Annotated in this window: 17 protein-coding genes; 13 read left to right on the top strand and 4 right to left on the bottom strand. The window is 70.4% G+C overall.

From position 1 onward, the window contains the following. The first annotated feature begins 168 nt into the window (after positions 1-168). The 6 genes from ACWZJV_RS12370 (at position 169) to ACWZJV_RS12345 (ending at position 8,697) form a co-directional block, all read left to right on the top strand. Complete coding sequence (locus ACWZJV_RS12370) at positions 169-2,208, top strand: molybdopterin oxidoreductase family protein (protein ID WP_457181652.1); 2,040 nt, start codon at positions 169-171, stop codon at positions 2,206-2,208. Continuing rightward, positions 2,205-3,815: an FAD-dependent oxidoreductase gene (locus ACWZJV_RS12365; RefSeq protein WP_457181651.1), complete on the top strand. Its 1,611-nt coding sequence runs from the start codon at positions 2,205-2,207 to the stop codon at positions 3,813-3,815. The genes ACWZJV_RS12370 and ACWZJV_RS12365 overlap by 4 nt, the downstream gene beginning before the upstream one ends. Beyond that, complete coding sequence (gene nirB, locus ACWZJV_RS12360; protein WP_457181650.1) at positions 3,812-6,439, top strand: nitrite reductase large subunit NirB; 2,628 nt, start codon at positions 3,812-3,814, stop codon at positions 6,437-6,439. The genes ACWZJV_RS12365 and nirB overlap by 4 nt, the downstream gene beginning before the upstream one ends. Continuing rightward, the gene (gene nirD, locus ACWZJV_RS12355; protein ID WP_457181649.1) at positions 6,436-6,783 is read left to right on the top strand and encodes a nitrite reductase small subunit NirD; all 348 of its coding nucleotides are present in this window, start codon (positions 6,436-6,438) and stop codon (positions 6,781-6,783) included. Before nirB ends, nirD begins: the two co-directional genes overlap by 4 nt. An 88-nt stretch (positions 6,784-6,871) precedes the next feature. Next, a complete protein-coding gene (locus tag ACWZJV_RS12350; protein ID WP_008354800.1) occupies positions 6,872-8,026 on the top strand; it encodes a uroporphyrinogen-III synthase in 1,155 nt (384 codons plus the stop codon). Beyond that, the gene (locus ACWZJV_RS12345; protein ID WP_457181648.1) at positions 8,023-8,697 is read left to right on the top strand and encodes a sirohydrochlorin chelatase; all 675 of its coding nucleotides are present in this window, start codon (positions 8,023-8,025) and stop codon (positions 8,695-8,697) included. The genes ACWZJV_RS12350 and ACWZJV_RS12345 overlap by 4 nt, the downstream gene beginning before the upstream one ends. A 136-nt stretch (positions 8,698-8,833) precedes the next feature. On the opposite strand, the gene argJ is transcribed toward ACWZJV_RS12345, so the two are convergent. Further along, positions 8,834-9,982, bottom strand: a complete 1,149-nt coding sequence (argJ, locus tag ACWZJV_RS12340) for a bifunctional glutamate N-acetyltransferase/amino-acid acetyltransferase ArgJ (protein ID WP_196872476.1) — start codon at positions 9,980-9,982, stop codon at positions 8,834-8,836. Between the two features lie 37 nt (positions 9,983-10,019). Then, positions 10,020-10,481 (bottom strand): hypothetical protein, encoded by a 462-nt coding sequence (locus tag ACWZJV_RS12335; protein ID WP_008354794.1) that lies wholly within the window; start codon positions 10,479-10,481, stop codon positions 10,020-10,022. A 332-nt stretch (positions 10,482-10,813) separates the two neighbouring features. On the opposite strand from ACWZJV_RS12335, the gene ACWZJV_RS12330 reads away from it, so the two are divergent. The 3 genes from ACWZJV_RS12330 (at position 10,814) to ACWZJV_RS12320 (ending at position 13,754) form a co-directional block, all read left to right on the top strand. After that, the gene (locus ACWZJV_RS12330; RefSeq protein ID WP_008354792.1) at positions 10,814-12,655 is read left to right on the top strand and encodes a phosphoenolpyruvate carboxykinase (GTP); all 1,842 of its coding nucleotides are present in this window, start codon (positions 10,814-10,816) and stop codon (positions 12,653-12,655) included. A gap of 167 nt (positions 12,656-12,822) precedes the next feature. After that, entirely contained in the window at positions 12,823-13,197 is a 375-nt protein-coding gene (locus ACWZJV_RS12325; RefSeq protein ID WP_457181647.1) for a DUF805 domain-containing protein, read from the top strand. A 59-nt stretch (positions 13,198-13,256) separates the two neighbouring features. Beyond that, positions 13,257-13,754 carry a PGPGW domain-containing protein gene (locus ACWZJV_RS12320; protein WP_008354790.1) on the top strand — a complete coding sequence of 166 codons (498 nt, stop codon included), beginning with the start codon at positions 13,257-13,259 and terminating at the stop codon, positions 13,752-13,754. Between the two features lie 54 nt (positions 13,755-13,808). Here ACWZJV_RS12320 and ACWZJV_RS12315 read toward each other — a convergent pair whose 3' ends face one another. Both ACWZJV_RS12315 and ACWZJV_RS12310 read right to left on the bottom strand, forming a co-directional pair. After that, positions 13,809-15,197, bottom strand: a complete 1,389-nt coding sequence (locus ACWZJV_RS12315; protein ID WP_457181646.1) for a hypothetical protein — start codon at positions 15,195-15,197, stop codon at positions 13,809-13,811. Further along, the gene (locus ACWZJV_RS12310; protein ID WP_457181645.1) at positions 15,194-15,664 is read right to left on the bottom strand and encodes a hypothetical protein; all 471 of its coding nucleotides are present in this window, start codon (positions 15,662-15,664) and stop codon (positions 15,194-15,196) included. The genes ACWZJV_RS12315 and ACWZJV_RS12310 overlap by 4 nt, the downstream gene beginning before the upstream one ends. A gap of 155 nt (positions 15,665-15,819) precedes the next feature. Between ACWZJV_RS12310 and ACWZJV_RS12305 the strand changes: the two genes are divergently transcribed. The 4 genes from ACWZJV_RS12305 (at position 15,820) to recD (ending at position 24,880) form a co-directional block, all read left to right on the top strand. Next, entirely contained in the window at positions 15,820-16,353 is a 534-nt protein-coding gene (locus ACWZJV_RS12305; protein ID WP_457181644.1) for a hypothetical protein, read from the top strand. Positions 16,354-16,467: 114 nt separating this feature from the next. Next, a complete protein-coding gene (recC, locus tag ACWZJV_RS12300) occupies positions 16,468-19,833 on the top strand; it encodes an exodeoxyribonuclease V subunit gamma (protein WP_457181643.1) in 3,366 nt (1,121 codons plus the stop codon). 2 nt (positions 19,834-19,835) lie between these two features. After that, entirely contained in the window at positions 19,836-23,126 is a 3,291-nt protein-coding gene (locus ACWZJV_RS12295; protein ID WP_457181950.1) for a UvrD-helicase domain-containing protein, read from the top strand. Beyond that, entirely contained in the window at positions 23,123-24,880 is a 1,758-nt protein-coding gene (gene recD, locus ACWZJV_RS12290; protein WP_457181642.1) for an exodeoxyribonuclease V subunit alpha, read from the top strand. The genes ACWZJV_RS12295 and recD overlap by 4 nt, the downstream gene beginning before the upstream one ends. Positions 24,881-24,884 lie beyond the last annotated feature (4 nt).

The following is a 24,884-nucleotide window of genomic DNA, read 5'->3' as shown; positions in this document are numbered from 1 at the left end:
CGCCTCGCCCGACGGGACTGACGCCTCGCCCGACGGGGGTGACTTCTCGGCGGGATTGTGAGGTGGTGAGCGGAAGTTGACGGAAGGGGTACGGAGAGCGGATCGGCGCGAAACGTTGACACCGGAATGTAGAGGTCGCCCACCCCCGACCTGAAACGGTGTGAGTACGTGACCGACACCCACTGTCCTTACTGCAGTCTGCAGTGCGGGATGACCCTTGTCCGCAAGGGTCCCCGGCTGGAGGTCAGTGAGCGCTCGTTCCCCGTGAACGAGGGTGCGCTGTGCCGCAAGGGGTGGACAGCGACGGGACTGCGCGGCAGCCGTGAGCGGCTGACGACGCCGATGGTGCGCGACCGGGCGACGGGGGAGTGGAGCGCGGCGACGTGGGACGAGGCGCTGGACCTGGTCGCCTCGAAGCTCTCCGACCTGCGCGAGGTCCACGGCGCCGACGCGAACGCCGTCTTCGGTGGCGGCGGGCTGACCAACGAGAAGGCCTACCAGCTCGGCAAGTTCGCCCGGGTCGCCCTCGGCACCTCCCAGATCGACTACAACGGCCGCTGGTGCATGAGCTCCGCGGCCTCGGCCGGCAACCAGGCCTTCGGCGTCGACCGCGGGCTGCCGTTCCCGCTGGCCGACATCGAGAAGACCGACGTCTGCGTGCTGGTCGGCTCCAACCTGGCCGAGACGATGCCGCCGGCGGCCCGCCACCTCGACCGGCTGCGCGAGAACGGCGGGAAGGTCGTCGTCATCGACCCGCGGCTGACCCCGACCGGCGAGCGTGCCGACCTCTTCCTCCAGCCGGTACCCGGCACCGACCTGCCCCTCGCGCTCGGTGTCCTGCACCTGCTCGACGCGGCCGGCGCCGTCGACGAGGACTACATCGCCGAGCGGACCACAGGCTTCGAGGACGTACGCCGCTCCGTGGCTGCCTGGTGGCCCGAGATGGTCGAGCGGGTCAGCGGGGTCGAGGCCGCGCAGCTGCGCGAGCTGGCCTCCCTACTGGCGAACGCGGAGAAGGTCATGGTCCTGACCGCGCGCGGCGCCGAGCAGCATGCCCAGGGCACCGCGACCGTCCTGGCCTGGCTCAACGTCGCGCTCGCGCTCGGCATGCCCGGCAAGACGTACGCCGGTTACGGCTGCCTCACCGGACAGGGCAACGGCCAGGGTGGCCGCGAGCACGGCCAGAAGGCCGACCAGCTTCCCGGTTACCGGATGATCGACGACCCCGCGGCCCGCGCGCACGTCGCCGCGGTCTGGGGTGTCGACCCGGAGACCCTCCCCGGCAAGGGCCGCTCCGCCTACGAGCTGCTGGACGCGCTCGGCACCCCCGAGGGCCCCAAGAGCCTGCTCGTCTTCGGCTCCAACATCGTCGTCTCCGCCCCGAACGCCACCCACGTCACCGAGCGCCTGGCAGCGCTCGACCTGCTCGTCGTCGCCGACATGGTGATGAGCGAGACCGCGGCCCTGGCCGACGTGGTGCTGCCGGTGACCCAGTGGGCCGAGGAGACCGGCACCATGACCAACCTCGAGGGCCGGGTCATCCTGCGCAACCAGGCGATCAGCGCTCCCGACGGGGTCAGGAACGACCTCGACATCATCACCGGCCTCGCCACGCGCCTCGGTGCCGCCTCGACCTGGTCGACCGACCCGGAGGAGATCTTCGAGGAGCTCCGAGCCGCCTCGAAGGGCGGCAAGGCCGACTACAGCGGCATCACCTACGACCGCATCCGCGAGGAGGACGGCGTCTTCTGGCCGTGCGCCGAAGGCACCGAGGGCACCCCGCGCCTCTTCGCCGACTCCTTCTTCCACGCCGACGGCCGGGCCCGCTTCATCGACGTCGACCACCGCGGCGCGGCCGAGCAGCCGAGCGCCGGCTACCCGCTCCACCTGACCACCGGCCGGGTGCTCGCGCAGTACCAGTCCGGAGCCCAGACGCGTCGGATCAAGGACCTTCCCGACGAGGGCGCTTTCGTCGAGATCCACCCGCTGCTGGCCGACCGCGTCGGCGCCCACGACGGCGACCCGGTCGTCGTCCGGACCCCGCGCGGCGAGATGAAGGCGCCCGCCCGGATCGTGACCACGATCCGCCCGGACACGGTCTTCGTACCGTTCCACTGGGTCGGCGCCAACAAGCTCACCAACGACGCCCTCGACCCCTCCAGCCGGATGCCGGAGTTCAAGGTCTGCGCCGCGGCGGTGAGCGCATGAGCGAGCAGTCCGTCGGTCGAGCCGCGAGCGCCAGCGAGCGTGTCGAGACCAACACAGTCCCGACGAGCGCGACAGTCGACCGTGTTGGTCTCGAGCCGGATTCGCTCGTTCCTCGCGAATCCGGCTCGACCAGCGGTCGGCGGATCGTCATCATCGGCGGCGGCATGGCCGCGGCACGCCTCGTCGAGGGACTGGTCGCGCGCGGCCTCGGCCCGCAGACGACCGTGCTCGCGGAGGAGCAGCACGTGCCGTACAACCGGATCCTGCTCTCCGCCGTGCTCGAGGGCACCCACCGCCCCGGAGCGCTCGCGCTCCGCGAGAAGCAGTGGTACGCCGACCGCGGGGTCGACCTCCGTCTGAACAGCCTCGTCGTGGACATCCACCGAGACACCAAGACGGTCGAGCTCGCCGACCGGACGAGGGTCCCCTACGACGCAGTGGTGCTGGCGACCGGGGCCATCCCGACCCTGCCGCCGATCCGCGGCGTGGTGCGGATGGACGGTTCGATGGACCCGCGGGTGCAGGCGTTCCGCAGCCTGGACGACTGCGCGCGACTGCTCGACACCCTCCGTGACAACCCGCGCATCCCGCGCAGCGCGGTGATCGTCGGCGGTGGCCTCCTCGGCCTCCAGGTCTCCCGCGCCCTGGCCGTACGCGGCATCGAGACCGAGATCGTCGAGGGCCGCGACCACCTGCTCAGCAGCCAGGTCGACGCGTCGGCCGGCAAGGTGCTGAAGCGGTCGATGGCCAAGCTCGGCACCCAGGTCTACCTCGGCGCCCGGGCGACCCGGCTGACCGAGGAGGGCCTCAAGCTCGACAACGGCTACACCCTCGAGACCGACCTGGTGGTGCTCACCGCCGGTGGCCGGCCCCGCGCCAACCTCGCCCGCCGCGCCGAGCTCACCGTCAACCGCGGCATCGTGGTGGACGACCAGCTCCGCAGCGTCGACGACCCCGACGTCTACGCGATCGGCGACTGCGCCGAGCACAACGCGACCGTCACCGGCTTCGTCTCGCCCGCCTGGGAGCAGGCCGGGGTCCTCGCCGACGTGCTCGCCGGCAACCAGGCGGCCTACGAGGGTCACAGGGTCGTCGCCCGCCTGCGCGCCACCGACCTCGACGTCTGCGTCCTCGGTGAGCCCGAGAACGAGACGGGCGAGGTCGTCGAGATCGCGAACCCGGTCAAGGGCACCCACCGCAAGCTGGTCGTACGCGACGGCCGCATCGTCGCCGGCGCCCTCGTCGGCGACCTGAGCCGGGTCGGCCTGATCACCCAGGCCTTCGACCGCCAGACCGTGCTCGGCGAGCACGAGGCCGGACAGCTGCTGCTGCCCGAGCCGTCCTCGTCGGGCTCCGGGATCCCGCAGCTCCCCGACGACGCGGAGGTGTGCGCCTGCGCCGGAGTCAGCGCCGGCCGGATCCGGGCGTGCCGGTCCCTCGAGGACGTACGCGACTCCACCCGTGCCACCACCGGCTGCGGTGGCTGCGCGCCGACCGTACGCCAGCTCCTGGCCACCCGGCCCAGTGGCAGCCAGCTCAACGCCAGTCAGATCAGTGCCAGCCAGATCAGTAACGGGCAGCTCAGTGTGGAAGGAACAACATCATGAGCCCTCACCTCCGCAAGAAGGTCGTCGTGGTCGGCCACGGCATGGTCGGTCACCGCTTCGTGACCGCCGCCATCGAGCGCGGTCTCACCGAGACCCACGACATCGTCGTCCTCGGTGAGGAGCCGCGTCCGGCGTACGACCGGGTCGCCCTCACCAGCTTCTTCGAGGTCGGCGCCGAGGCACTCTCCTTCCTTCCCTCCGGTGCCTACGAGGACCCGCGGGTCACGCTGCGCACCGGCACGAGCGTCGTCGAGATCGACACGGCGGCCCAGACGGTGATGCTCGCCGACGGCGAGGAGATGGCGTACGACGAACTGGTGCTCGCCACCGGAGCGGCACCGTTCGTGCCGCCCGTGCCGGGCGCCGAGCTCGGGAACGTCTTCGTCTACCGCACGATCGAGGACCTCGAGGCGATCCGCGAGGCCGCGAAGACCGCGAAGGCCGGCGCCGTGATCGGCGGTGGCCTGCTCGGGCTGGAGGCCGCCAACGCGCTGCACCAGCTCGGGGTCGAGACCCACGTGGTCGAGCTCGCGCCGCGGCTGATGGCCGTCCAGGTCGACGACGCCGGCGGCAACACGCTCAAGCGCCACATCGAGAAGCTCGGCCTCACCGTCCACACCGGGGTGATGACGGAGTCGATCTCGCCTGATGCTGCGGCCGAGATCTCCGTCGTGGACGAGGACGAGAGCGGCATCCTCGACGGCAACGTCAGCGCGCTGAAGTTCAAGGACGTGGAGGAGCCGCTGGCGGTCGACATGGTCGTCTTCTCGGCCGGCATCCGACCGCGGGACGCGCTCGCCCGAGCGGCCGGCCTGGACCTGGCCGAGCGCGGCGGTGTGCTCGTCGACGAGCAGTGCCGGTCCTCCGACCCGCACGTGTGGGCGGTCGGCGAGTGCGCCGCGCCCGGCGGAAAGATGTACGGCCTGGTCGCCCCCGGCTACGACATGGCCGAGGTCGTCGCCGACGCCCTGCTCGGCGGCGCCGGCACCTTCACCGGTGCCGATATGTCGACAAAGCTCAAGCTGCTCGGCGTCGACGTCGCCAGCTTCGGCGACGCCCACGGCACCACCGACGAGTGCCTCGAGCTGACCTACTCCGACGCCGTCGCGGGCGTCTACAAGAAGCTCGTGATCAGCGAGGACGGCACCCGCCTGCTCGGTGGCGTGCTGGTCGGCGACGCGAGCGCCTACGGGCTGCTCCGGCCGATGGTCGCCTCGGGCATGACGCTTCCGGAGAACCCGGAGGAGCTGATCCTCCCCCAGTCCACGGGCGGTGGGGGAGGGATCCAGCTTCCGCCGGAGGCGCAGGTCTGCTCGTGCAACAACGTCACCCGGGGTGACATCGAGGCGGCCGTCGACAACGGCTGCGAGAGCGCGGCGGACGTCACCAAGGCCACCAAGGCGGGAAGCACCTGCGGCTCCTGCAAGGTGCAGGTGAAGAAGATCGTCGAGGACTACTTCACCGCCCAGGGCAAGACCGTCGACACGAGCCTGTGCGAGCACTTCGCGATGACCCGCGCCGAGCTCTTCGACGTGGTCCTGATCCACGGCTACAAGACGTTCGACCAGATCATCGAGGCCCACGGCACCGGCCGCGGCTGCGACCTGTGCAAGCCCGCCGTCGCCTCCATCCTGGCGTCGCAGCTCAACGGCCATGTCCTGGCCAAGGAGAACCGCAAGCTCCAGGACACCAACGACGCCTACCTGGCCAACCTCCAGAAGAACGGCTCCTACTCGGTCGTCCCGCGCATCCCCGGCGGCGAGATCACGCCGGAGGGCCTGATCGTGATCGGCGAGGTGGCCAAGGAGTTCGGCCTCTACACCAAGATCACCGGTGGCCAGCGCATCGACATGTTCGGCGCCCGGATGGAGGACCTGCCGGCGATCTGGAAGCGCCTCGTCGACGCCGGGTTCGAGTCGGGCCATGCGTACGGGAAGTCGCTGCGTACCGTGAAGTCCTGCGTCGGCTCCACCTGGTGCCGCTACGGCGTCCAGGACTCCGTCGGTCTCGCGATCATGCTGGAGACCCGCTACCGGGGGCTGCGCTCGCCGCACAAGCTCAAGGGCGGCGTCTCCGGATGCGCCCGCGAGTGCGCGGAGGCCCGCGGCAAGGACTTCGGTGTCATCGCCACCGAGAAGGGCTGGAACCTGTACGTCGGGGGCAACGGTGGCGCCATCCCGGCCCACGCCCAGCTGCTCGCCGGTGACCTGAGCACCGAGGATCTGGTCCGCTACCTCGACCGCTTCCTCATGTACTACGTCCGCACCGCCGACCGCCTCCAGCGCACCTCGACCTGGATCGACTCCCTTGACGGCGGCCTGGACCGGGTCCGCGAGGTCGTGATCGACGACGTCCTCGGCCTGGGCACGGAGCTCGAGGCCGCGATGGCCACCCACGTCGACGGCTACTTCGACGAGTGGAAGGCGACGATCGAGGACCCGGAGAAGCTCAAGCGGTTCGTCTCCTTCGTCAACGCCCCCGAGATCCCGGACCCCAACATCTCCTTCGGGTCCACCCGTGGCCAGATCGTGCCGGACGTCGCGGACGGCCCGGCTGTCGTCGGACCGGTGGGGCTCGGTGCCACCATCCCTGTCGGCGCACCCAACCTGGAGGAGTCGCGATGACCCAGACGCAGACCCAGACGTACATCTCCGTCTGTCGCCTCGACGACATCGACCCCGAGACCGGCATCGCCGCGCTGGTCAGGGGCGAGGCGGTGGCCGTCTTCCGGACCCTCGACGACCGCGTCTTCGCGCTGTCGAACTTCGATCCGTACGGCCACGCCTCGGTGCTCGCCCGGGGCATCGTCGGCACGCGTGGCGAGGTGCCGTTCGTCGCATCGCCCCTGCTCAAGCAGCCGTTCGCGCTCGAGACCGGTCTGTGCCTCGACGACCCGTCGGTGTCGGTCCCGACCTACGAGGTCGAGGTCGTCGACGGCGAGGTCCGCATCGGGGCCCGCCGGGCCTAGATCGTGCCTGTGAGGCCGTGAGCGAAAGTTTGCGCCGACGATCGAGCAGGCCGCGCGCGGTGAAACGCTGCCGCCGCAAGGTGGAAGCATGGCGGTGCACAATGCGCAGGAGATCTACGATGCGGATGTGGAGAGCGGCGCGCTGAGCGGCTTCCGCGTCGGCGTGACCGCGGCGCGGAAGGCCGAGGAGCAGATCAACCTGCTCGAGAGGCGAGGCGCCCAGGTGGTCTGGGCGCCCGCCCTCTCCGTCGACCCCAACCGGGTCGACGCCGGCGCGCTGCGCGCGGTGACCGAGCAGATCATCGGCCAGAAGATCGACATGTTCCTGGCGACGACCGGCATCGGGACCCGCGCGTGGTTCGACGCCGCCGAGGAGTGGGGACTGCTCGACCGGCTGCTGGAGACGCTCGGCCGTGCCGAGATCCTGGCGCGCGGACCGAAGTCGGTCGGAGCGCTTCGGCGCAGGGGCCTGCGCGAGCTGTGGGCGCCGGAGTCGGAGGAGTTCGACGACGTCCTGGAGCACCTGCGTGGCCGCGACCTGACCGGCAAGCGGATCGTCGTGCAGGAGCACGGCCAGTCGCTGTCGATGGTCGCGCACGCGCTCACCCGGCAGGGTGCCGAGGTCATCAACGTGGTCGTCTACCGGGTCGAGTCGGCTTCCGACCCGGAGCCGATGTTCCGCCTCGTCGAGACGTTGGCCGACGGTGAGCTGGACGCGGTCACCTTCACGTCTGCGCCGGCCGTGGCCGCGTTCATGCAGGCGGCCGGCTCGGTCGGGCTGCGTGACGAGGTCGTGGCGGCGTTCCAGGCCGATGTGGTCGCGGCCTGCGTCGGCCCGGTGACCGCCGCCGCCTTCGAGATGTGGGGCGTGCCGACCATGGTGCCCGACCGCTCCCGCACCGCCGCGATGGTCAAGATGCTCCAGATCGAGCTGCCGCTGCGGCGCGAGGGTCTCCTCGTCGAGCTCGCCGGCGGCCACCAGCTGCTGCTCCACGACGACGCAGTGATCCTCGACGGCGCCGAGGTGAAGCTCTCCCCGGCTCCGGCTGCTGTCCTGGGTGCCCTCGTCGCCAACCCCGGCAACGTGGTCTCCCGGCAGGTCCTGCTCGCCACGCTCCCCTCCGGCACCGCCGGCTCCGAGCACGCCGTCGAGATGGCCGTCGCCCGGCTCCGCTCGGCGCTGGGCACCAAGACCATCCAGACCGTCGTGAAGCGCGGCTACCGGCTGGCGGTGGCCTCATGAGGCTCGTCGTCGCCGCCCACGGCACCCGGCAGCTGCTCGGCAACGCCGTCGCCTCGATCATCGCCAAGCGCGCCGGCCGCGTGCTCGCGATGGAGTCGAAGGCTGCGTACGTCGAGCTCTGCGAGCCGCTCCTGACCGACGTCCTGGCGGACGGGCAGCCGTCCGTCGTGGTCCCGCTGCTGCTCTCGACCGGCTACCACATCAAGGTCGACCTGCCGCAGGCCGCCGAGGGGCTGCCGGTGACGATGGGCCGTGCCCTCGGCCCGGACCCACTGCTCGCCTCCGCGCAGGTCTCCCGGTTGGTCGCGGCGGGTGTCTCGCCTGGTCAGCCTGTGGTCCTGGTCGCCGCCGGCTCCAACGACCCGGATGCCCGCGCCGACATCGCCGCAGCCGGTCGGCTGCTGGAGGAGGCCTGGTGCGGTCCGGTCCGGGTCGCCACCGTCTCCGGCTCCGGAGCCCCGGCGATCGACGAGGTCGTACGCCCCGGCGACGCCGTCTCGCCCTACCTGCTCGCGCCCGGCTTCTTCTCCGACATGGTCCGGGCGCGTGCCGAGGCCGCCGGCGCGGAGACCGTCGCCGACGTCATCGGCCCCCACCCCGACGTGGTCGAGCTGGTCGTACGTCGCGCCGCCGCCCTTCTCGCCGAGGAGAGCTCCGCGCAGGCCGGCTGACCCGCTGGTCGAGCCGCCGGAGCCGCTAGGCGGAGGCGTGTCGAGACCAACACGGTTCCATCGGCGCTCGACAGGACTGTGTTGGTCTCGACACGCTCGGCCGCAGGCGGCCTCGCGGCTCGACCAGCGAGGGCTGTCAGGTCGTGTAGTCGGCGTTGATGCGGATGTAGCCGTCGGTGAGGTCGCAGCCGTAGACCGTGAACCCACCCGCTGCGATGCCGAGGTCGACCTCGATCGAGACCTCGTCGCCAGACAGATAAGTCGACAAATCCGCCAATAGATTTGCCGAGACCTGGGCGGGGTAGGTCTCGGTGCCGCCGAAGGCGATGCGGACGTGCTCGGGGGAGATGTCGGTCTCCTCGCGGAGCTTGCCGATGGCCATTGCGACCCGGCCCCAATTGGGGTCGGCGCCGTGGACGGCGGTCTTGACCAGAGGCGAGTTGACGATGGCCTTGCCGACCCGCTTGGCCTGGGCGTCGTCGCGGGCGCCGGTGACCGAGACCGTGATCAGCTTGGAGGCTCCCTCGCCGTCGGAGGCGATCTTCTTCACCAGCGCCAGCGCGGCGTCGTAGAGCGCCGCCTCGAACTCGCCCAGGTCGACCGCGCCCGCAGCCCCCGAGGCGAAGATCGCCGCGGTGTCGGAGGTCGAGGTGTCGGTGTCGATCGAGACCGCGTTGTAGGTGAGGTCGACGACCCGGCGGAAGGCCGCGTCGAGGTCGTCGGCCGGGATCGCGGCGTCGGTGAAGAAGTAGGTCAGCATCGTGGCCATGTCGGGCTCGAGCATCCCCACGCCCTTGGCGATGCCGACGATGGTCGCCCCACCGACGGTTCGGGTCTCGATCTTGGCGATCGTGTCGGTCGTCATGATCGCCGCCGCGGCGGCCTCGAAGTCGGCCTCGCCGGCGGTGCCGGCGAGCTTCTCGAGGGCGGGCGTGAGCACGTCCATCGGGTACTGCACCCCGATCACGCCCGTCGAGGCGACCAGCAGCTCCTCGGGGCGGACGCCGACGATCTCGGCCGCCAGGCGGCGTACCTCCAGGGCGTTGGCCTCGCCCGTCGGACCGGTCGCGACGTTGGCGTTCTTCGAGATGGTCACCATCCCGCGGAACGCGGCCAGGTCCGAGGACCGGGAGAGCAGCACCGAGGCGCCGGCGAATCGGGATCGGGTGAAGACCGCGGCGCTCGTGACCGGGCCCGAGGGGGCGGCGACGACGGCGAAGTCGTCAGCGCCCTCCTTGAGACCGAGGTTGGCGGTGACTCCGACGAATCCGGCTGGCTGAGGCATGCGGACAGCCTAGAACCAGTCGCGGCCGGGGTGCGCCCTATGTCCGCAACCAGGCGAACGCCGCTGCCTCGAGGATCATCCACGAGCGGAGTACGCGGCCCACGAACGTGATGCCGACGAAGAGCATCAGGTTGGCCTTGAGCGAGCCGTAGACCACCGCGAGGATCGCCAGCGGCGGAAGCCCGCTGAGCGCGGCGACCGCGAGCAGGCCGCCGGCGTAGGCGGGCCGGCCCTGCGTACGCCGCTCCCACTTCTCCATCCGCTGCTGCCACTTCTCGCACGACATCTTCTTGCGGACGAAGGGAAGAGAGGTGGTGCCGTGGCCGGCGTAGTACCAGAGGACCTTGGAGCTGGTCTGGCCGATTCCCGCCACCAGGGCGAGGATCAGGGCGGAGAAGGTCAGGTTCGAGGCGGCCACCGCGAGGTAGGTCTCGAAGTTGATGACGGGGAAGAGTCCTCCGGCGAAGGAGGCGGCGAAGGTCCCGAGAATGAGGTCCATCAGGCGACCTCTGGACCGTTCAGGAATTGAAACAATTCAACGTCTTTGTGTTGGGGGATCACTCGCGAAACCTTAGATGTAATCCGTGTCACCATGCGACATCGGCGTCACATCCACATTACGGACCACTCGCCGAAATGAGGCGTTTCTCACTTAAACATGGGGGTCACAAGGGTATCGGGACCGGCTATCGGAACATCGCCTGCGGTTGGATCGATCAATTGTCCAGGCCCGTGATGGATGACCCACTCTGGTGCACGGTACCCCGGTTGGAGGCCTCTTCAACTGGGGTAACGTGCCTGCAATCGGCGAAACTTTTGAAGGGTGTCGGAATGGTTGACGTGGACAAGGTCCTCGATGAGGCGGGGCTGACGAATCCTCATGTGCGGGAGTATGTCTCCTACTGGGCAGGGGTGACCGGAGCCGAGCAGATCGAGGTTGTCAGCGCAGCCGACGACGAGCGGCTTCTCCAGGAGTCCCTGGAGGCTGGTGAGCTCCTCCCGGTGACGGGCGGTCGCTACTACAGCCGTTCCTACAGCAAGGACACCGCGCGCTCCGAGGAGCGCACCGTGGTCGCCACCTCCAACCCGGAGGACAAGGGCGTCTACAACAACTGGAAGCCCGCGGACGAGACCGTCAAGACGCTCACCGAGCGGATGACCGGCGCCTCCAAGGGCAAGACGATGTACGTCATCCCCTACCTGATGGCTCCCGCCGGCAGCCCGCTCGAGGCCTACGCCGCCGGTGTCGAGCTCACCGACAGCCGCCCGGTCGTGCAGCAGATGATCCGGATGGCCCGCGTCGGCATCGACTACATCAACAACCTCGAGGACCCGAACTCGTTCGTCCGTGCGGTGCACGTGACCGGCGACCTGCCCAACCTGGGGCAGGGGACCGACAACGACCAGCGTCTGTTCGCGACGGTCGCCGACCAGCGTACGATCCTGCACTTCGGCTCCTCCTACGGCGGCAACGCGCTGCTGGGCAAGATCGCCCACGGCCTGCGCCAGGCCTGCTACGACGGCCGCGCCTCCGGCAAGTTCCTGGCCGAGCAGTTCCTGCTGCTGGGCATCAAGGACAAGGAGACCGGCGAGGACTTCCACGTCGTCGGCGGCTTCCCCTCGGCCTCCGGCAAGACCAACCTCTCGATGACGCTCTCGCCCGACGCCCTCGGTGAGCGTTACGAGGTCACCTTCTACGGCGACGACATCGCCTGGATCTGGGTCGGCGAGGACGGCAAGCTGCGCGCCTTCAACCCGGAGAACGGCGTCTTCGGTGTCGCCAAGGACACCAACGAGAAGACCAACCCGGGCGCCATCGAGGCGATCCTGCCGGGCTCGGGCGCGATCTTCACCAACGTCGCCTACAACGAGAAGACCCAGGAGGTCTGGTGGGAGGGGCTCACCAAGCACCACCCGGACGACCTCGACGGCTGGATCGACTGGAAGGGCGAGCGTCTCGCCGACCGGCTCGACTCCGAGCTCCGTGAGCCGTGGGCGCACCCCAACTCCCGGTTCACGACGCCGATCTCGAAGGTGCCCAACGCGGCCCCCGACTTCGACGACGCCGCCGGCGTTCCGATCGACGCGATCATCTTCGGTGGCCGCACCCGTGACCGCGAGCCGCTGATCCGCGCGATCACCGACGTGGCCGAGGGCGTCTACGACGGCCTCACCCTGGGTGCCGAGGCGACCGCCGCGGCCGACGGCCTCGAGGGCGTGCTCCGCTATGACCCGATGTCGATGCGTCCGTTCCTCGCCTACGAGGAGGGCGACTACGCCCGCCACTGGCTGAAGATCATCGGTGAGGCCACCGACAAGCCGGTCTTCGCCCACGTGAACTGGTTCCAGCGCGACGCCGACGACGGTCACTTCCTGTGGCCCGGCTACCGCGAGAACGTCCGTGCGCTGCTGTGGCTGCTGCAGTTCAAGAAGGGTGAGGTCAAGGGCCAGCAGAGCCCCGTCGGCATCATCCCGACCGAGGACGAGCTCGACCTGCGCGGCCTCGAGCTGCCGCAGAAGGACCTCGACCGGATCCTCACCCTCGACCTGGCCCGCTGGAAGCAGGAGATGGGCTTCCGCGAGGAGCACCTCAAGCAGTTCAAGCTGCCCGAGGAGATCTGGGAGGCGCACAAGCGCGTCGCTGCTGCGATCGACGAGGCCGCTCAGGCCTGACCGAGACCACAGCCGGGGGCGGCGTACGGAGTTTCATTCCGTACGCCGCCCCTTGATGTTTCGGTGTGCGTCCGTTTCCTACGGGAAGATGAACTTTGTTCTCATCTGGAACAGATGCCCTGCCAGACATTTACGTAGCCGATCTCCGCCACCTAAGGTTCCTGCCCGTGACGATCCCCCTTGACCAGCCGCTTCGTGCGGCCTCGATCACCGAGGCGTACGCGCGGTTCTGGAAGAAGTACGCGACATTCTCGGGTCGCGCCAGCCGCACCGAGCTGCTCTGGCCGATGCTCGTGAACCTTCTGATGCTCATCGTCGCCGTCCTGGCGCGAAACGAGGTGGTGAGCCTCGTGATCGGTCTCTACGCGCTGGTCGTGTTCGTGCCGACGATCGCACTCGGTGCACGGCGGCTGCACGACATCAACCGCTCCGGGTGGTGGCAGCTGATCCTGGTCGTACCGATCATCGGCGACATCGTGCTCGCGGTGCTGTGGCTGACCTTCCCGAGCCCCGAGGGTGTCAAGTACGACCTGGCCGCATGATCCCTCGCAAAATTCCCCTAGTTGATCTCGGGGTTGTCCCCGAATGGCAGGCTATTGGCATGAAGTCCCTCGCAGGAGCCGCAGCGAAGCGGCTCGCCTTCGAGACCCTCGGCTGGCTGCTCGTGGTCGCCGGGATCGCCGCGATGGTGCTGCCGGGTCCGGGGCTGCTGATGCTCTTCGGCGGGTTGGCCGTGCTCTCCCGCCAGTACGCGTGGGCCCGCCGCTACGTCGAGCCGGTCCGCCTCCGGGCCCTGCGCGGGGCCGCCGAGGGCGTCGAGACCTGGCCGCGGATCATCCTGTCCACCCTGGGGGCGCTCTCCATCGGTGCCGTCGGCGTCGTCTTCCTGATCAGACCGCCCGCGCCGCACTGGTGGCCCCTCGAGGCTTCGCTGTGGCTCCTCGGTGGTGACTGGACCGGCGTGACCCTGCTGGGCTCCTGCGTCATCGCCCTCGCCGTCCTGGGCTACTCCTACAAGCACTTCCACGGCCACCCCGACGCCCGCCATCAGCTCGACGAGTCCATCGAGCACACGGGCGAGATGAACAAGGTCGCCTGACGTACGCGACGAAACCGGCCGTCGGATGAATCCGACGGCCGGTTTCGCGTCGTGCTAGGCCTTCCGGCCGTTCTTGTCGGTCTCGTCGCCCTGCGGCGCGCTCGGGGTCCAGCCGCGGGACGCGTTGGGGTCCAGAACGTCGCTGGCGCTCTCGGTCCAGTCGTCGCTGTAGTCGGCCTGCCAGTCCTGGTCCTGGCCGTTCCGCCGGTTGTCCTTCTTGCCACCGCGGCCGCCGGCCCCGCCGACTCCGCCGCGCCCGCCGCGGCTCCCCGCTCCGGTCGGACCGCCCCGGGCGCCACGCCCGCCAGCGCCGCGCGCACCTGCTCCAGCGCCTGCACCGCGCGCGCCGGCTCCGGCTCCGCGTGCTCCTGCGCCGGCTCCGGCACCCGCGCGGGCACCAGCGGCGCCCGCCCTGGCGGCTGCCGACCTCGACGTGGCTCCGGGCGTCGCTGCCTTCGCCGACGCGCCGGCTGCGAACTTGCTGGCAAGTGCCTTGGCCACACCGGCTCCGAGCAGAGCCCCACCGCCACCGATCGCGAGCGCGGTCATCCCGCCCGTACCGCCCGCGAGCGGCGCCAGGCCATCAGCCGTCTCCACCATCGCGTACGACGTCGAGGGCGCCGGCGAGCCGTCGGCGTTGATCCACTGGGTGCCGTTCCACTCGGGCGTGTTCTCCGCCTCGTGCGCCGCGATGTTCGCCTTCTCTTGGGCGATCAGCTCGTGGCCCCAGCCGTCGGGGTAAAGCGTCCCGGAGTTGTACTTCTCCATCCGGGCCTTGGACGCTGCGATCGCGCTGTAGGAGCCGGGGGAAGATGGCGTCGCAGGGGCCGAACCGCCCTGGGTGTCGGGCTCGTCTGTGATCTCGCGGACGGGCGGTTCTGCGGTCCAGTTCTTCTCGTCTACTTGCTTGATGAGTTGTGCGGCAGCCTCCTCGGCGGCTGCGATCTTCGCCTCTTCAGCGGCCCAAGCTGCTTGGTCGGCCTTCAGCTGACTCGCGTTTGCCTTGGCTTGTGCGGCGTCGACGCCAGTGCCGCTCTGTGCGTACTGCTGGGAAGAGGCGTCTGGAGCTGGACCGTGATTCGCGGGGAGGTTGGCCTCCAGCGAATTGTGGGCTTCCTTTGCATGCTCAGTGGTTGTCTGCGAGTCACCAAGTACACGGATGGCGGCATCGAGTTGGTTGGCCTTGTCCGCGAGCTTCTCCGCCGATTCCTTGAAGGCGCGAGTCGCGGCATCGGTCGTGAGAGAGGTTTCCTCGAAGGCCTTGGGGAGTTGGCCGGCCGCTAACTCCAGGTTTCGGGCGACTGCGCGCAACGTGTCACGTGCCTTCTCCCATTCTTCGATCCGACTCTTGAGGTCGCTTGCATTCGAGTACGCGACGTATTGCTTCAGGACGACCATCATCGGGCCCTTGCTGACTCCGCCGCCAGCGGCGATCGCGTTCACTTGTCCCCTCCGTCTTCCTGGCCGAATTCGGAGCGCGAAACGATCTCCTGTAGTTGCTCCGGCGTCAGTGGGACGAATGGGAGCTGGAACCCAGGCACACCGGGACGGTCGTCCTTCGCCAGATTCTCAAAGAACGGCTTGCTGATCGTGTCGACCGCCGACGTGAGCTTGGTACGGAAGGCGGCCTCCGCCTCTTCGTCGGCGTTCTTGACTGCATTGACGGCGTTCGTAAGGCCATCAACAAACTTGATCAGCGCATCGGACGTCTCGGACAGCGTCGAGTTGATCCGATCGGTGGCGCGGTTCATCAGGCTCTCGAGTGATTCCGCCGTCTGGCTACCGCCAAGCGTTCCCTTCCCGGGCCTATCGACGTGTACGGCATCGACATCGACCTTCACGTCCATGAGGACGTTCTTCATTCTCGTGACCAAGGCCTCATCGACCCCGGTTGACTGCGGACCCGCCATGTCGGCCTCCCCGAGTGTGTTCGCGCGGAAGGCAAGTGTAAACACGAAGGCCGAAGCTGGTCACTGCCAATGACAGCGCTTGCCGAACCACTACCCTGTCGGGCATGACTCCATCTCGGACGGGCTACGTTGTGCGACTTGCTGCCGTATCGGCGATGACCACTATTGCTCTGGTCGGCTGCGGCAGCGCGGAGGGCCCGTCGGGTTCGCCGAACTCGACGGTCTCCCCATCTGGCCAGCCCAGCACGGATGCGACGCCGACAGGTGAACCGCAATCCATCGAAGTGAATGGCGCTCAACTACAGGCGCCGCCCGACTGGTCGGTGAAGGGCGGCGGTGCGCAGCGAGCCACTCTTTCCACTCCTGAGAACGCTTCTGGCACGTCGACTGGCACAGCCATCTTCAACGCCGACATCACGCTCGCTGAGAACACGGAAGCGCTCGCCAAGGTCCAAGCCAACGCCGCTGGCGGTGATGCTGAGAGACTTCCCGACGTCAAGTTCGGTGGACAGACCTTTTTCCACTATCGCGAGCTTCATGGGGGTGTCGACTCGCTGGACACGTACGGGACCGTGATTGATGGCTCCGAGGTGACAGTCGCCTGGGGTTTCAACGCCAAACTGACCACCCGCGAGCAGATCGACGGGTACATCAACCAGGTGATGCCGACCTTCAAGTTCGTGGGCTGAGCCAGCGACACCTCAAGTCGGACTCGTCCACATGCTGGAGCGTAGCGACGAGGGCTTGATGGCTCATTGGAGTCCTGAGGTGTCCTGTCGGTACCTCCCGATAGGTTGCGGTCTGTGGTCGTACATCTGCACCGCGCGCCGCGGACCGATCTGCTCGCCGACTCGCTCGGCGAGCTGTTGTCGGTGCCGTTGGGGGATCCGTTCGCGACCGAGGTCGTGGTGGTGCCAGCGCGGGGGGTGGAGCGGTGGTTGTCGCAGCGGCTGGCGCATCGGCTGGGGGCAGCTGAGGGAAGGTCCGACGGGATCTGTGCGGGGGTCGATTTCAGGACGCCTTGGTCGCTGTTCGCCGAGATCGCGGGGACGGGGGACGAGGATCCCTGGGCGCCCGAGTCGCTGACCTGGCCGGTGCTGGCGGCGATCGACGCATCGCTGGACGAGCCGTGGGCGAGGCCGCTCGCGCAGCATCTGGGGCACGGGGATGCAACGGAGGAAGGCGTACGCCGGCGGGGGCGGCGGCTGGCGCTGGCCCGGCGGCTGGCGCGGTTGTTCGCTGCGTACGCGGACCAGCGGCCGGCGGTGGTGACCGACTGGAGTGCGGGGCGGGACACGGACGGGCTCGGCAACGAGATTGCAGAGGACCTGGCATGGCAGCCACCGCTGTGGCGTGCGGTCGCTGAGCTGGTCGGCGGTCCGACGCCGGTGGAGCGGCAGGCGGCCACGGTCGCAAGGCTGAAACAAGCCCCGACGGAGTTCGAGCTGCCGGAACGGGTCTCCTTGTTCGGGCACACGAGGCTGTCGGCGACCGACGTCGAGCTCGTCGCGGCGCTGGGGGAGCACCGCGAGGTGCACCTGTGGTTGCCGCATCCCTCGGAGGCCCTGTGGGAGGCGCTCGCCGGACTGGACGGGACGGTCGCGCGGACCGCGGACCGGTCCCACGACGCGGTCGGGCATCCGCTGCTGGCGACGTTGGGTCGGGATACGCGGGAGCTGCAGCGCTCGTTGAACGGGTTCTCCGGAGAGGCGATCAGCGACGGTGTGTTCGACACCGACGGCCGGCTGCTCGGGTGGCTGCAGGCGGACATCCGTGGCAACACCGTCGGAGAGGCGGCAAGCCGGGTGCTCGCGCCGGAGGACCGCTCGATCCAGGTGCATGCCTGCCACGGCGAGGCGCGTCAGGTCGAGGTGCTCCGGGAGGTGCTGCTGGGACTGCTCGAGGACGACCCGACGCTGGAGCCGCGGGACGTGCTCGTGATGTGCCCCGACATCGAGACGTTCGCGCCGCTGATCGAGGCAGGGTTCGGGCTCGGCGAGATGATCGGCGAGACCGGACACCCGGCCCACCGGCTGCGGGTGAAGCTGGCGGACCGGTCGCTGACGCGTACGAACCCGCTTCTCGACGTGGCCACCCGGCTGCTCGACCTGGCCGGCGGCCGGGCGGGGGTGAGCGACGTACTCGATCTGGCTCATCTCGACCCGGTGCGGCGGCGGTTCGGGCTCAACGACGATGCGCTGGAGCAGCTCGAGGACTGGGCCAAGGACGCCGGGATCAGGTGGGGCTTCGACGCGGAGCATCGTGAGCCCTTCGGGCTGGAGACGTACGTCGCCAACACCTGGCGCTTCGGCATGGACCGGATCCTCACCGGAGTGGCGATGTCCGAGGACTCGGCGACCTGGCTGGACACGACGCTGCCGTTGGACGACGTGGGCAGTGGCAGCGTCGAGCTGGCGGGGAAGTTCGCCGAGCTGGTCGACAGGCTGGAGCAGGTGACCGACGAGCTGGCCGGGGTGCATCCGCTGGAGCACTGGCTGAAGGTGATCGAGGAGGGTGTCGCCGCGCTGACGTCGGTCTCGGCCAACGACGAGTGGCAGTCCGGCCAGGTGACGCGGGAGCTGTCGCGGGTCCGGGACGCGGCCAGAGGTCACGAGGTCGACGAGCTGCGGCTGCCGGACGTGCGGGCGCTGCTGGGGGCGCGGCTGGCCGGACGGGCGACGCGCGCCAACTTCCGCACCGGGACGCTGACCGTGTCGACGCTGGTGCCGATGCGGTCGGTGCCGCACCGGGTGGTCTGCTTGCTCGGTATGGACGACGGGGTGTTCCCGCGGGTCGGGGTCACCGACGGTGACGATCTGCTGGCTCGCGATCCGCAGACGGGGGAGCGCGACCTGCGCAGCGAGGACCGGCAGCTGTTCCTCGACGCCCTGCTGGCGGCGACCGAGACGCTGGTGGTGACCTACACGGGGGCCAACGAATACTCCGGCCAGCCGCGGCCGCCCGCGGTGCCGCTCGGGGAGCTGCTGGACGCGCTGGACGCGACCGCGGTCTCCGCGGACGGCAGGCCGGTCAAGGAGGTCGTGACGACCAGGCATCCGCTGCAGCCGTTCGACCCGCGCAACCTGACGCCCGGGGCGCTGGTGGCGGGACACTCCTTCTCCTTCGACAGATCTGCCGAGGCAGGTGCCGTCGCCGCGGTGTCCGACCGTGTCGAGCCACCCGAGCTCCTGCCCGCACCCCTGGTGCCGACCGCCGCCGGGGACGTGACGCTCGAGGAGCTGCTGGCCTTCTACCGCGGCCCGGTGCGCGCGTTCTTCCGCGACCGGCTGGAGCTGGCGCTGCCGCGCGACGACGACCCGCTGTCCGAGGCGCTGCCGGTCGAGCTCGACGGGCTGGGGCAGTGGTCGGTGGGTGACCGGCTGCTCCACGACCTGCTCGCCGGCATGTCGGAGGAGCAGGCGACGCAGCAGGAGTGGCGACGCGGCGTACTTCCGCCGAAGTGGCTCGGCTGGCGCATCCTCACCGACGTGATCACCAAGGCCAAGCCGATCGCGGCCGAGGCGCTGCGCGTGCGCCACGCGGGCATCTCCACCGGACAGGCGCGAGCCGTCGACGTCGAGGTCGACCTCGGTGACGGACGCCGCCTGACCGGCACCGTCCCGCAGGTCTACGGCGACCGGCTCGTCCCGGTGACGTACTCGCGCCTGGGCGCCAGGCAGCGGATCGAGTCGTGGGTGCAGCTGGTCGCGCTGGCCGCCTCCGACGAGGACCGGGCCTGGAGTGCCTGGACGCTGGGCCGTCCGGGCAACTCCAGGTCGCGTACGCCGTTCGGGCTCTCCCAGCTCGGGCCGCTCGACCACACCGCGGTCGACGTGCTGCGCGACCTGGTGCGGTTGCGCGACAAGGGGCTCTCCGCGCCGCTTCCGCTGCCGCTGAAGACCTCGCTCGCCTACGCCCGCCAGCGGCGCACCCAGGCCGGCGTCGACGACGCGCTCTACAAGGCCGGCTGGGAGTGGAACGACGGACGGTTCGAGGGCGAGGAGTCCGACGTGGAGCAGGTGCGGGCCTGGGGTGCGAAGTCTGCGATCCCGGGCCTCGGCGACCCGCCGGAGCCGGGCGAGGAGTTCGACGGGGAGACCTCCCGTTTCGGCGCGCTCGCGATGCGGGTCTGGTCGCCGTTGCTCAAGGCCGAGCAGGGGAGCTGGTGACCATGGACGGATTCGACCTGACCGGCCCCCTCCCGACCGGCACGACGCTGATCGAGGCCTCGGCCGGCACCGGCAAGACCTTCACCATCGGCGCCCTGGTCACCCGCTATGTCGTCGAAGGGGAGGCCACGCTCGACGAGATCCTGGCGATCACGTTCGGCCGGGCCGCCTCGCAGGAGCTGCGCGACCGGGTGCGGTCCCATCTGGTCGAGGCTGAGCGTGCGTTCGCGGCCGCGGTCGCGGGGCGGCGTCCGAGCCCGCTCGACGCCCACCTCGAGCTGCTGCTGGACGTGCCCGACGACGAGGTCCGGGTACGCCACGAGCGCGTGCGCGACGCGCTCGCCTCCTTCGACGGGGCCACGATCGCGACCACCCACCAGTTCTGCCAGCTGGTGCTGCGATCGCTCGGCGTGGCCGGTGACACCGACGCCGGCGCCGAGCTGGTCGAGTCGCTCGACGAGCTGGTCGTCGAGGTCGTCGACGACCTCTATCTGAAGTGGTTCGGCGAGGCCCGCGAGCGGCCGCCGTTCGACCGCGACGACGCGCTCGGACTGGCGCGCACCGCGGTCGAGGACCCGCAGTCGGTGCTGGCCCCGGCGCCCGCCGAGGACCCGGTCGCGGGCGCTCGGGTGCGGTTCGCCGAAGCGGTGCGGGACGAGGTCGACCGGCGCAAGCAGATGCGCGGCGTCCTCTCCTACGACGACCTGCTCTCCCGGCTCGCGGTCGCGCTGGAGGACCCGTCCGCGCCCGCACGGGCGCGGATGAGGCAGCGGTGGAAGATCGTGCTGGTCGACGAGTTCCAGGACACCGACCCGGTGCAGTGGCAGGTGCTGTCGCGGGCCTTCTCGGACCACGCGACATTGGTCCTGATCGGCGACCCGAAGCAGGCGATCTACGCCTTCCGCGGCGGTGACGTCTTCACCTACCTGACGGCCGCCCGGACAGCGGAGACCCAGGCGACGCTCGACACCAACTGGCGCAGCGACGCACCGCTGGTCGAGCGGCTCCAGGTGGTGCTGAGAGGCGCCGCGCTGGGATCGCCCGAGATCGTCGTGCACGACGTCAAGGCCCACCACACCGGCTCCCGGCTGGTCGGGGCCCCGCATCCTTCGCCCTTCCGCATCCGCCGGGTCGGCCGCAGCGGCTTCAAGCTGACCCGCGGCAAGATGGTCACCGCCGGCGACGCCCGCAACCACATCGCCCGGGACCTCGCCGGCGACATCGCCGAGCTGCTCGGCTCGGACGCGACCTGGTGCGACCGGCCGGTCCAGGCCGGAGACATCGCGGTCATCGTCGCGATCCGCTCCCACGGGCTCCTGGTCCAGCGAGTCCTGCAGGAGCACGGCATCCCGGCGGTGATGGCCGGTGGCGGTGACGTCTTCCTGACGCCCGCAGGTGAGGACTGGCTCGCGCTGCTGCAGGCGCTCGACTCGCCCCACCGGGCGCCGCTGGTGCGGGCGGCCGGGCTGAGCGTGTTCTTCGGCTACACCGCGAGCGAGCTCGACGCGGGCGGCGAGGCGCTGACCTCCCGCATCGCCGACACCCTGCGCGGCTGGGCGCTGCTGCTGCGCGGTCGGGGTGTGGCCGCGCTGATCGAGGCGGCGGAGGAGCGCGGGCTCACCGCGCGCGTGCTGCAGCGCACCGACGGGGAGCGGCTGCTCACCGACGTACGTCATCTCGGGCAGTTGCTCCACGACATCTCCGTGCGCGACTCGCTCGGGCTGCCGGCGCTGCTGACCTGGTTCCGCGACGAACGGCGGCGCTCGGCCGCCACCGAGCGGCCGCGGCGGCTCGACTCGGACGCCGCGGCGGTCCAGATCGTGACGGTGCACGGCTCGAAGGGGCTGCAGTACCCGATCGTCTATCTGCCCTTCGCCTACGACTTCTTCGTGCGCGACCCGGAGGTCGCCCGCTTCCACGACGCCGACGGGCAGCGGACGATCGACGTCACCCGCACCGGCGCGCAGTGGGCGCAGCATCTGGCCCGCCACCAGGACGAGGAGCTGGGGGAGGAGCTCCGTGATCTCTACGTCGCGCTGACCCGGGCGCAGTCGCAGGTCGTCGCGTGGTGGGCGCCGACGGCCAACACCGCCACCGGCGGACTGCACCGGCTGCTGTTCGGGCGGCAGCCCGGCGTCACCGAGGTGCCGGCGTCGCAGGAGGTCTTCGACGACGCCTACGCCGAGCGGGTGCTCGGACTCATCGAGAAGATGGGCGGGCCGACCGCCGAGCCGTCGGTCGTGGCGACGGCCGTCGCGTCTGTGAGGCCGGAGACGACCGGCGTCCTCGCCGCGCGGGCGTTCACGCGCGAGGTGGACGCGGAGTGGCGGCGTACGTCCTACTCCGGGCTGATCCGGGTCGACGAGGGAGTCGCCCCGACCTCGGAGCCGGAGGTCGAGGGAACCGACGACGAGCCGGTCGCCGACGACGCTGATCTCTCGCCATCGGAGGTCGAGCTTGTCGAGACCCCGGAGGAGCACCTCTCGCCGATGGCCGAGCTGCCCAAGGGCGCCGGGTTCGGCTCGCTCGTCCACGCGGTCCTCGAACACACCGACCCCGAGGCCCCTGACCTGGGCGAGGAGCTGCTGGCGAAGACCCGCGAGCAGCTGCGCTGGTGGCCGGTCCCGGCCTCGGTCGAGGACCTGGCGACCGCGATCCTGCCGCTCAACCTGACCCCGCTCGGCCCGCTGGCCGACGGGCTGACGCTGGCCCAGATCCCGCTGCGCGACCGGCTGCGCGAGCTCGACTTCGAGATCCCGCTGGCCGGTGGTGACGCTCGGGGGCCGGGTGCGCCGGACGTACGACTGAGCGACCTCGCCCCGCTGCTGCGGGCCTATCTCCCGGCGGACGACCCGATGGTGACGTACGCCGACCGGCTGGAGGCCCCGCCCCTGGGCGAGCAGTCGCTGCGGGGCTACCTGACCGGTTCGGTCGACGTGGTGCTGCGGCTGCCGAGCGGCCGGTTCGTCGTGGTCGACTACAAGACCAACTTCCTGGGCGTGGAGGCGATGGACTACACCCAGCCGAAGCTCGCCGAGGCGATGCTGCACTCCCACTACCCGCTGCAGGCGCTGCTCTACTCCGCGGTGGTGCACCGCTTCCTGCGCTGGCGCCTGCCCGGCTACGACCCCGAGACGCATCTCGGCGGCGTGCTCTATCTCTACGTCCGCGGGATGCTCGGTCCGGACACTCCTGTCGTCGACGGCATCCCGACCGGCGTCTTCACCTGGCAGCCGCCCGCCTCCCTGGCGGTCGCACTGTCCGACCTGCTGGATGGAGGTACGGCCGCATGATCGAGCGCTGGGAGTCCGACGACCCCTTCGACGCACGCCTGGCCCGGTCCGCGACCGGCCTGTTGGAGTCGTTCAACAAGGAAGGCGTCCTGACCGCCGCCGACGTACACGTCGCGACCCGCGCCGCCGCACTCGCCGGCGAGGAGCGCGACCAGGTGCGACTGGCGGTCGCGCTGGCGGTCCGCGCTGTCCGGCACGGGTCGGTGTGCGTCGACCTGGCCGCGCTGCGGGAGACGGAGGAGACGCTGCCCTGGCCGGCCGCCGACGGCTGGCTGGAGGCGGTCGCCGACAGCCCGCTCGCCGCGCAGTCCCTGGTGCAGGTCGAGGACGGCCTGCTCTACCTCGACCGTTATCACCGCGAGGAAGGACAGGTACGCGACGACCTGCTCGCCCGCTTGGCCTCGCCCCGCCCTGTGGCCGATGAGGCACTGCTGGAGGCGAGCGCTGCCCGGCTCTTCCCGGGCGAGGGCTACGCCGAGCAGCGCGCCGCCGCGCTGGCCGCCGCCCGGCAGTCGACGACCGTGCTCACCGGCGGTCCCGGCACCGGCAAGACCACGACCGTGGCCGGGCTGCTGGCGCTGCTCACCGAGCAGTCCCCGACCCCGCTGCGGATCGCGCTGACCGCTCCGACCGGCAAGGCGGCCGCGCGGCTGCAGGAGGCGGTCGAGGGCGCCCAAGGGGCACCGCAGTTCACCGACGACGACCGAGCCCGGCTTCACGGCCTGACCGCCTCGACCCTCCACCGGCTGCTCGGCTGGCGGCCCGGTTCCTCGACCCGCTTCAAGCACCACCGCACCAACCGGCTGCCGCACGACGTGATCGTCGTCGACGAGACGAGCATGGTGTCGCTGACGATGATGGCCCGGCTGCTCGAGGCGGTACGACCGGAAGCACGGCTGATCCTGGTGGGCGACCCCGACCAGCTCGCCAGCGTCGAGGCCGGGGCGGTGCTCTCCGACCTCGTCGCCGGCCTCGCCGTGCGCTCGCCCGAGGCGGTCGCCGCCCTCCGCACCACCCATCGCTTCGGTGGCGCGATCGGTGCCCTCGCCGCGGCGCTCCGGGACGGCGACGCCGACGCGGCGCTCGAGGTGCTGAAGTCGGACGATCCTGCGGTCGAGCTCGTCGACCCTGCCGACGAGGCCCGGATGGCCGAGGTCGAGCGGGGCCTGGTCGCGCACGCCGTCGCTCTTCACGAGGCCGCGCTCGCGGGCGATGCGGGGGGCTGCGTACGGATGCTCGACGAGTCACGCCTCCTCTGCGCCCACCGCGACGGACCCTGGGGCGTCGCCCACTGGAACCGGCAGATCGAGCGCGGCCTCGCCGAGACCACCGGCGAGCCGCTCGGCATCGGCTGGGGCCACGAGTGGTACCCGGGCCGCCCCGTCCTCGTCACCGCCAACGACTACGGCCTCGGTCTCTTCAACGGCGACACCGGCGTCACCTACCAGGACGGCTCCGGCGACCTCCGCGTCGCGATCGCGGGCGGTGCGACCTACGCCCCGTCACGCCTCGGCGACATCGAGACCCTGCACGCGATGACCGTCCACAAGTCCCAGGGCAGCCAGGCCCGGTCCGTCACCGTCCTGCTCCCGCCCGACGACTCGCCCCTGCTCACCCGCGAGCTCTTCTACACCGCCGTCACCCGGGCCCAAGAACGCGTACGCATCGTCGGCACCCCCGACGCGGTCACCGCCGCGATCACCCGCCGAGCCCAGCGCGCCTCCGGCCTCCGCCAGCGCCTCGGCCACGAGTAGGCGC

It is taken from the genome of Nocardioides sp. WG-D5 (genome assembly GCF_054031175.1).
The sequence above is the reverse complement of the archived record's forward strand: the minus strand, read 5'-3'. Positions and strand labels throughout refer to the sequence as shown.

Excerpts from the sequence above, each read along its gene's own strand:
- ACWZJV_RS12365 (WP_457181651.1), top strand. The coding sequence starts at position 2,205 with ATGAGCGAGCAGTCCGTCGGTCGAGCCGCGAGCGCCAGCGAGCGTGTC.
- nirB (WP_457181650.1), top strand. The coding sequence starts at position 3,812 with ATGAGCCCTCACCTCCGCAAGAAGGTCGTCGTGGTCGGCCACGGCATG.
- nirD (WP_457181649.1), top strand. The coding sequence starts at position 6,436 with ATGACCCAGACGCAGACCCAGACGTACATCTCCGTCTGTCGCCTCGAC.
- ACWZJV_RS12350 (WP_008354800.1), top strand. The coding sequence starts at position 6,872 with ATGGCGGTGCACAATGCGCAGGAGATCTACGATGCGGATGTGGAGAGC.
- ACWZJV_RS12345 (WP_457181648.1), top strand. The coding sequence starts at position 8,023 with ATGAGGCTCGTCGTCGCCGCCCACGGCACCCGGCAGCTGCTCGGCAAC.
- argJ (WP_196872476.1), bottom strand. The coding sequence starts at position 9,982 with ATGCCTCAGCCAGCCGGATTCGTCGGAGTCACCGCCAACCTCGGTCTC.
- ACWZJV_RS12335 (WP_008354794.1), bottom strand. The coding sequence starts at position 10,481 with ATGGACCTCATTCTCGGGACCTTCGCCGCCTCCTTCGCCGGAGGACTC.
- ACWZJV_RS12330 (WP_008354792.1), top strand. The coding sequence starts at position 10,814 with ATGGTTGACGTGGACAAGGTCCTCGATGAGGCGGGGCTGACGAATCCT.
- ACWZJV_RS12320 (WP_008354790.1), top strand. The coding sequence starts at position 13,257 with ATGAAGTCCCTCGCAGGAGCCGCAGCGAAGCGGCTCGCCTTCGAGACC.
- ACWZJV_RS12310 (WP_457181645.1), bottom strand. The coding sequence starts at position 15,664 with ATGGCGGGTCCGCAGTCAACCGGGGTCGATGAGGCCTTGGTCACGAGA.
- ACWZJV_RS12305 (WP_457181644.1), top strand. The coding sequence starts at position 15,820 with ATGACCACTATTGCTCTGGTCGGCTGCGGCAGCGCGGAGGGCCCGTCG.
- ACWZJV_RS12295 (WP_457181950.1), top strand. The coding sequence starts at position 19,836 with ATGGACGGATTCGACCTGACCGGCCCCCTCCCGACCGGCACGACGCTG.
- recD (WP_457181642.1), top strand. The coding sequence starts at position 23,123 with ATGATCGAGCGCTGGGAGTCCGACGACCCCTTCGACGCACGCCTGGCC.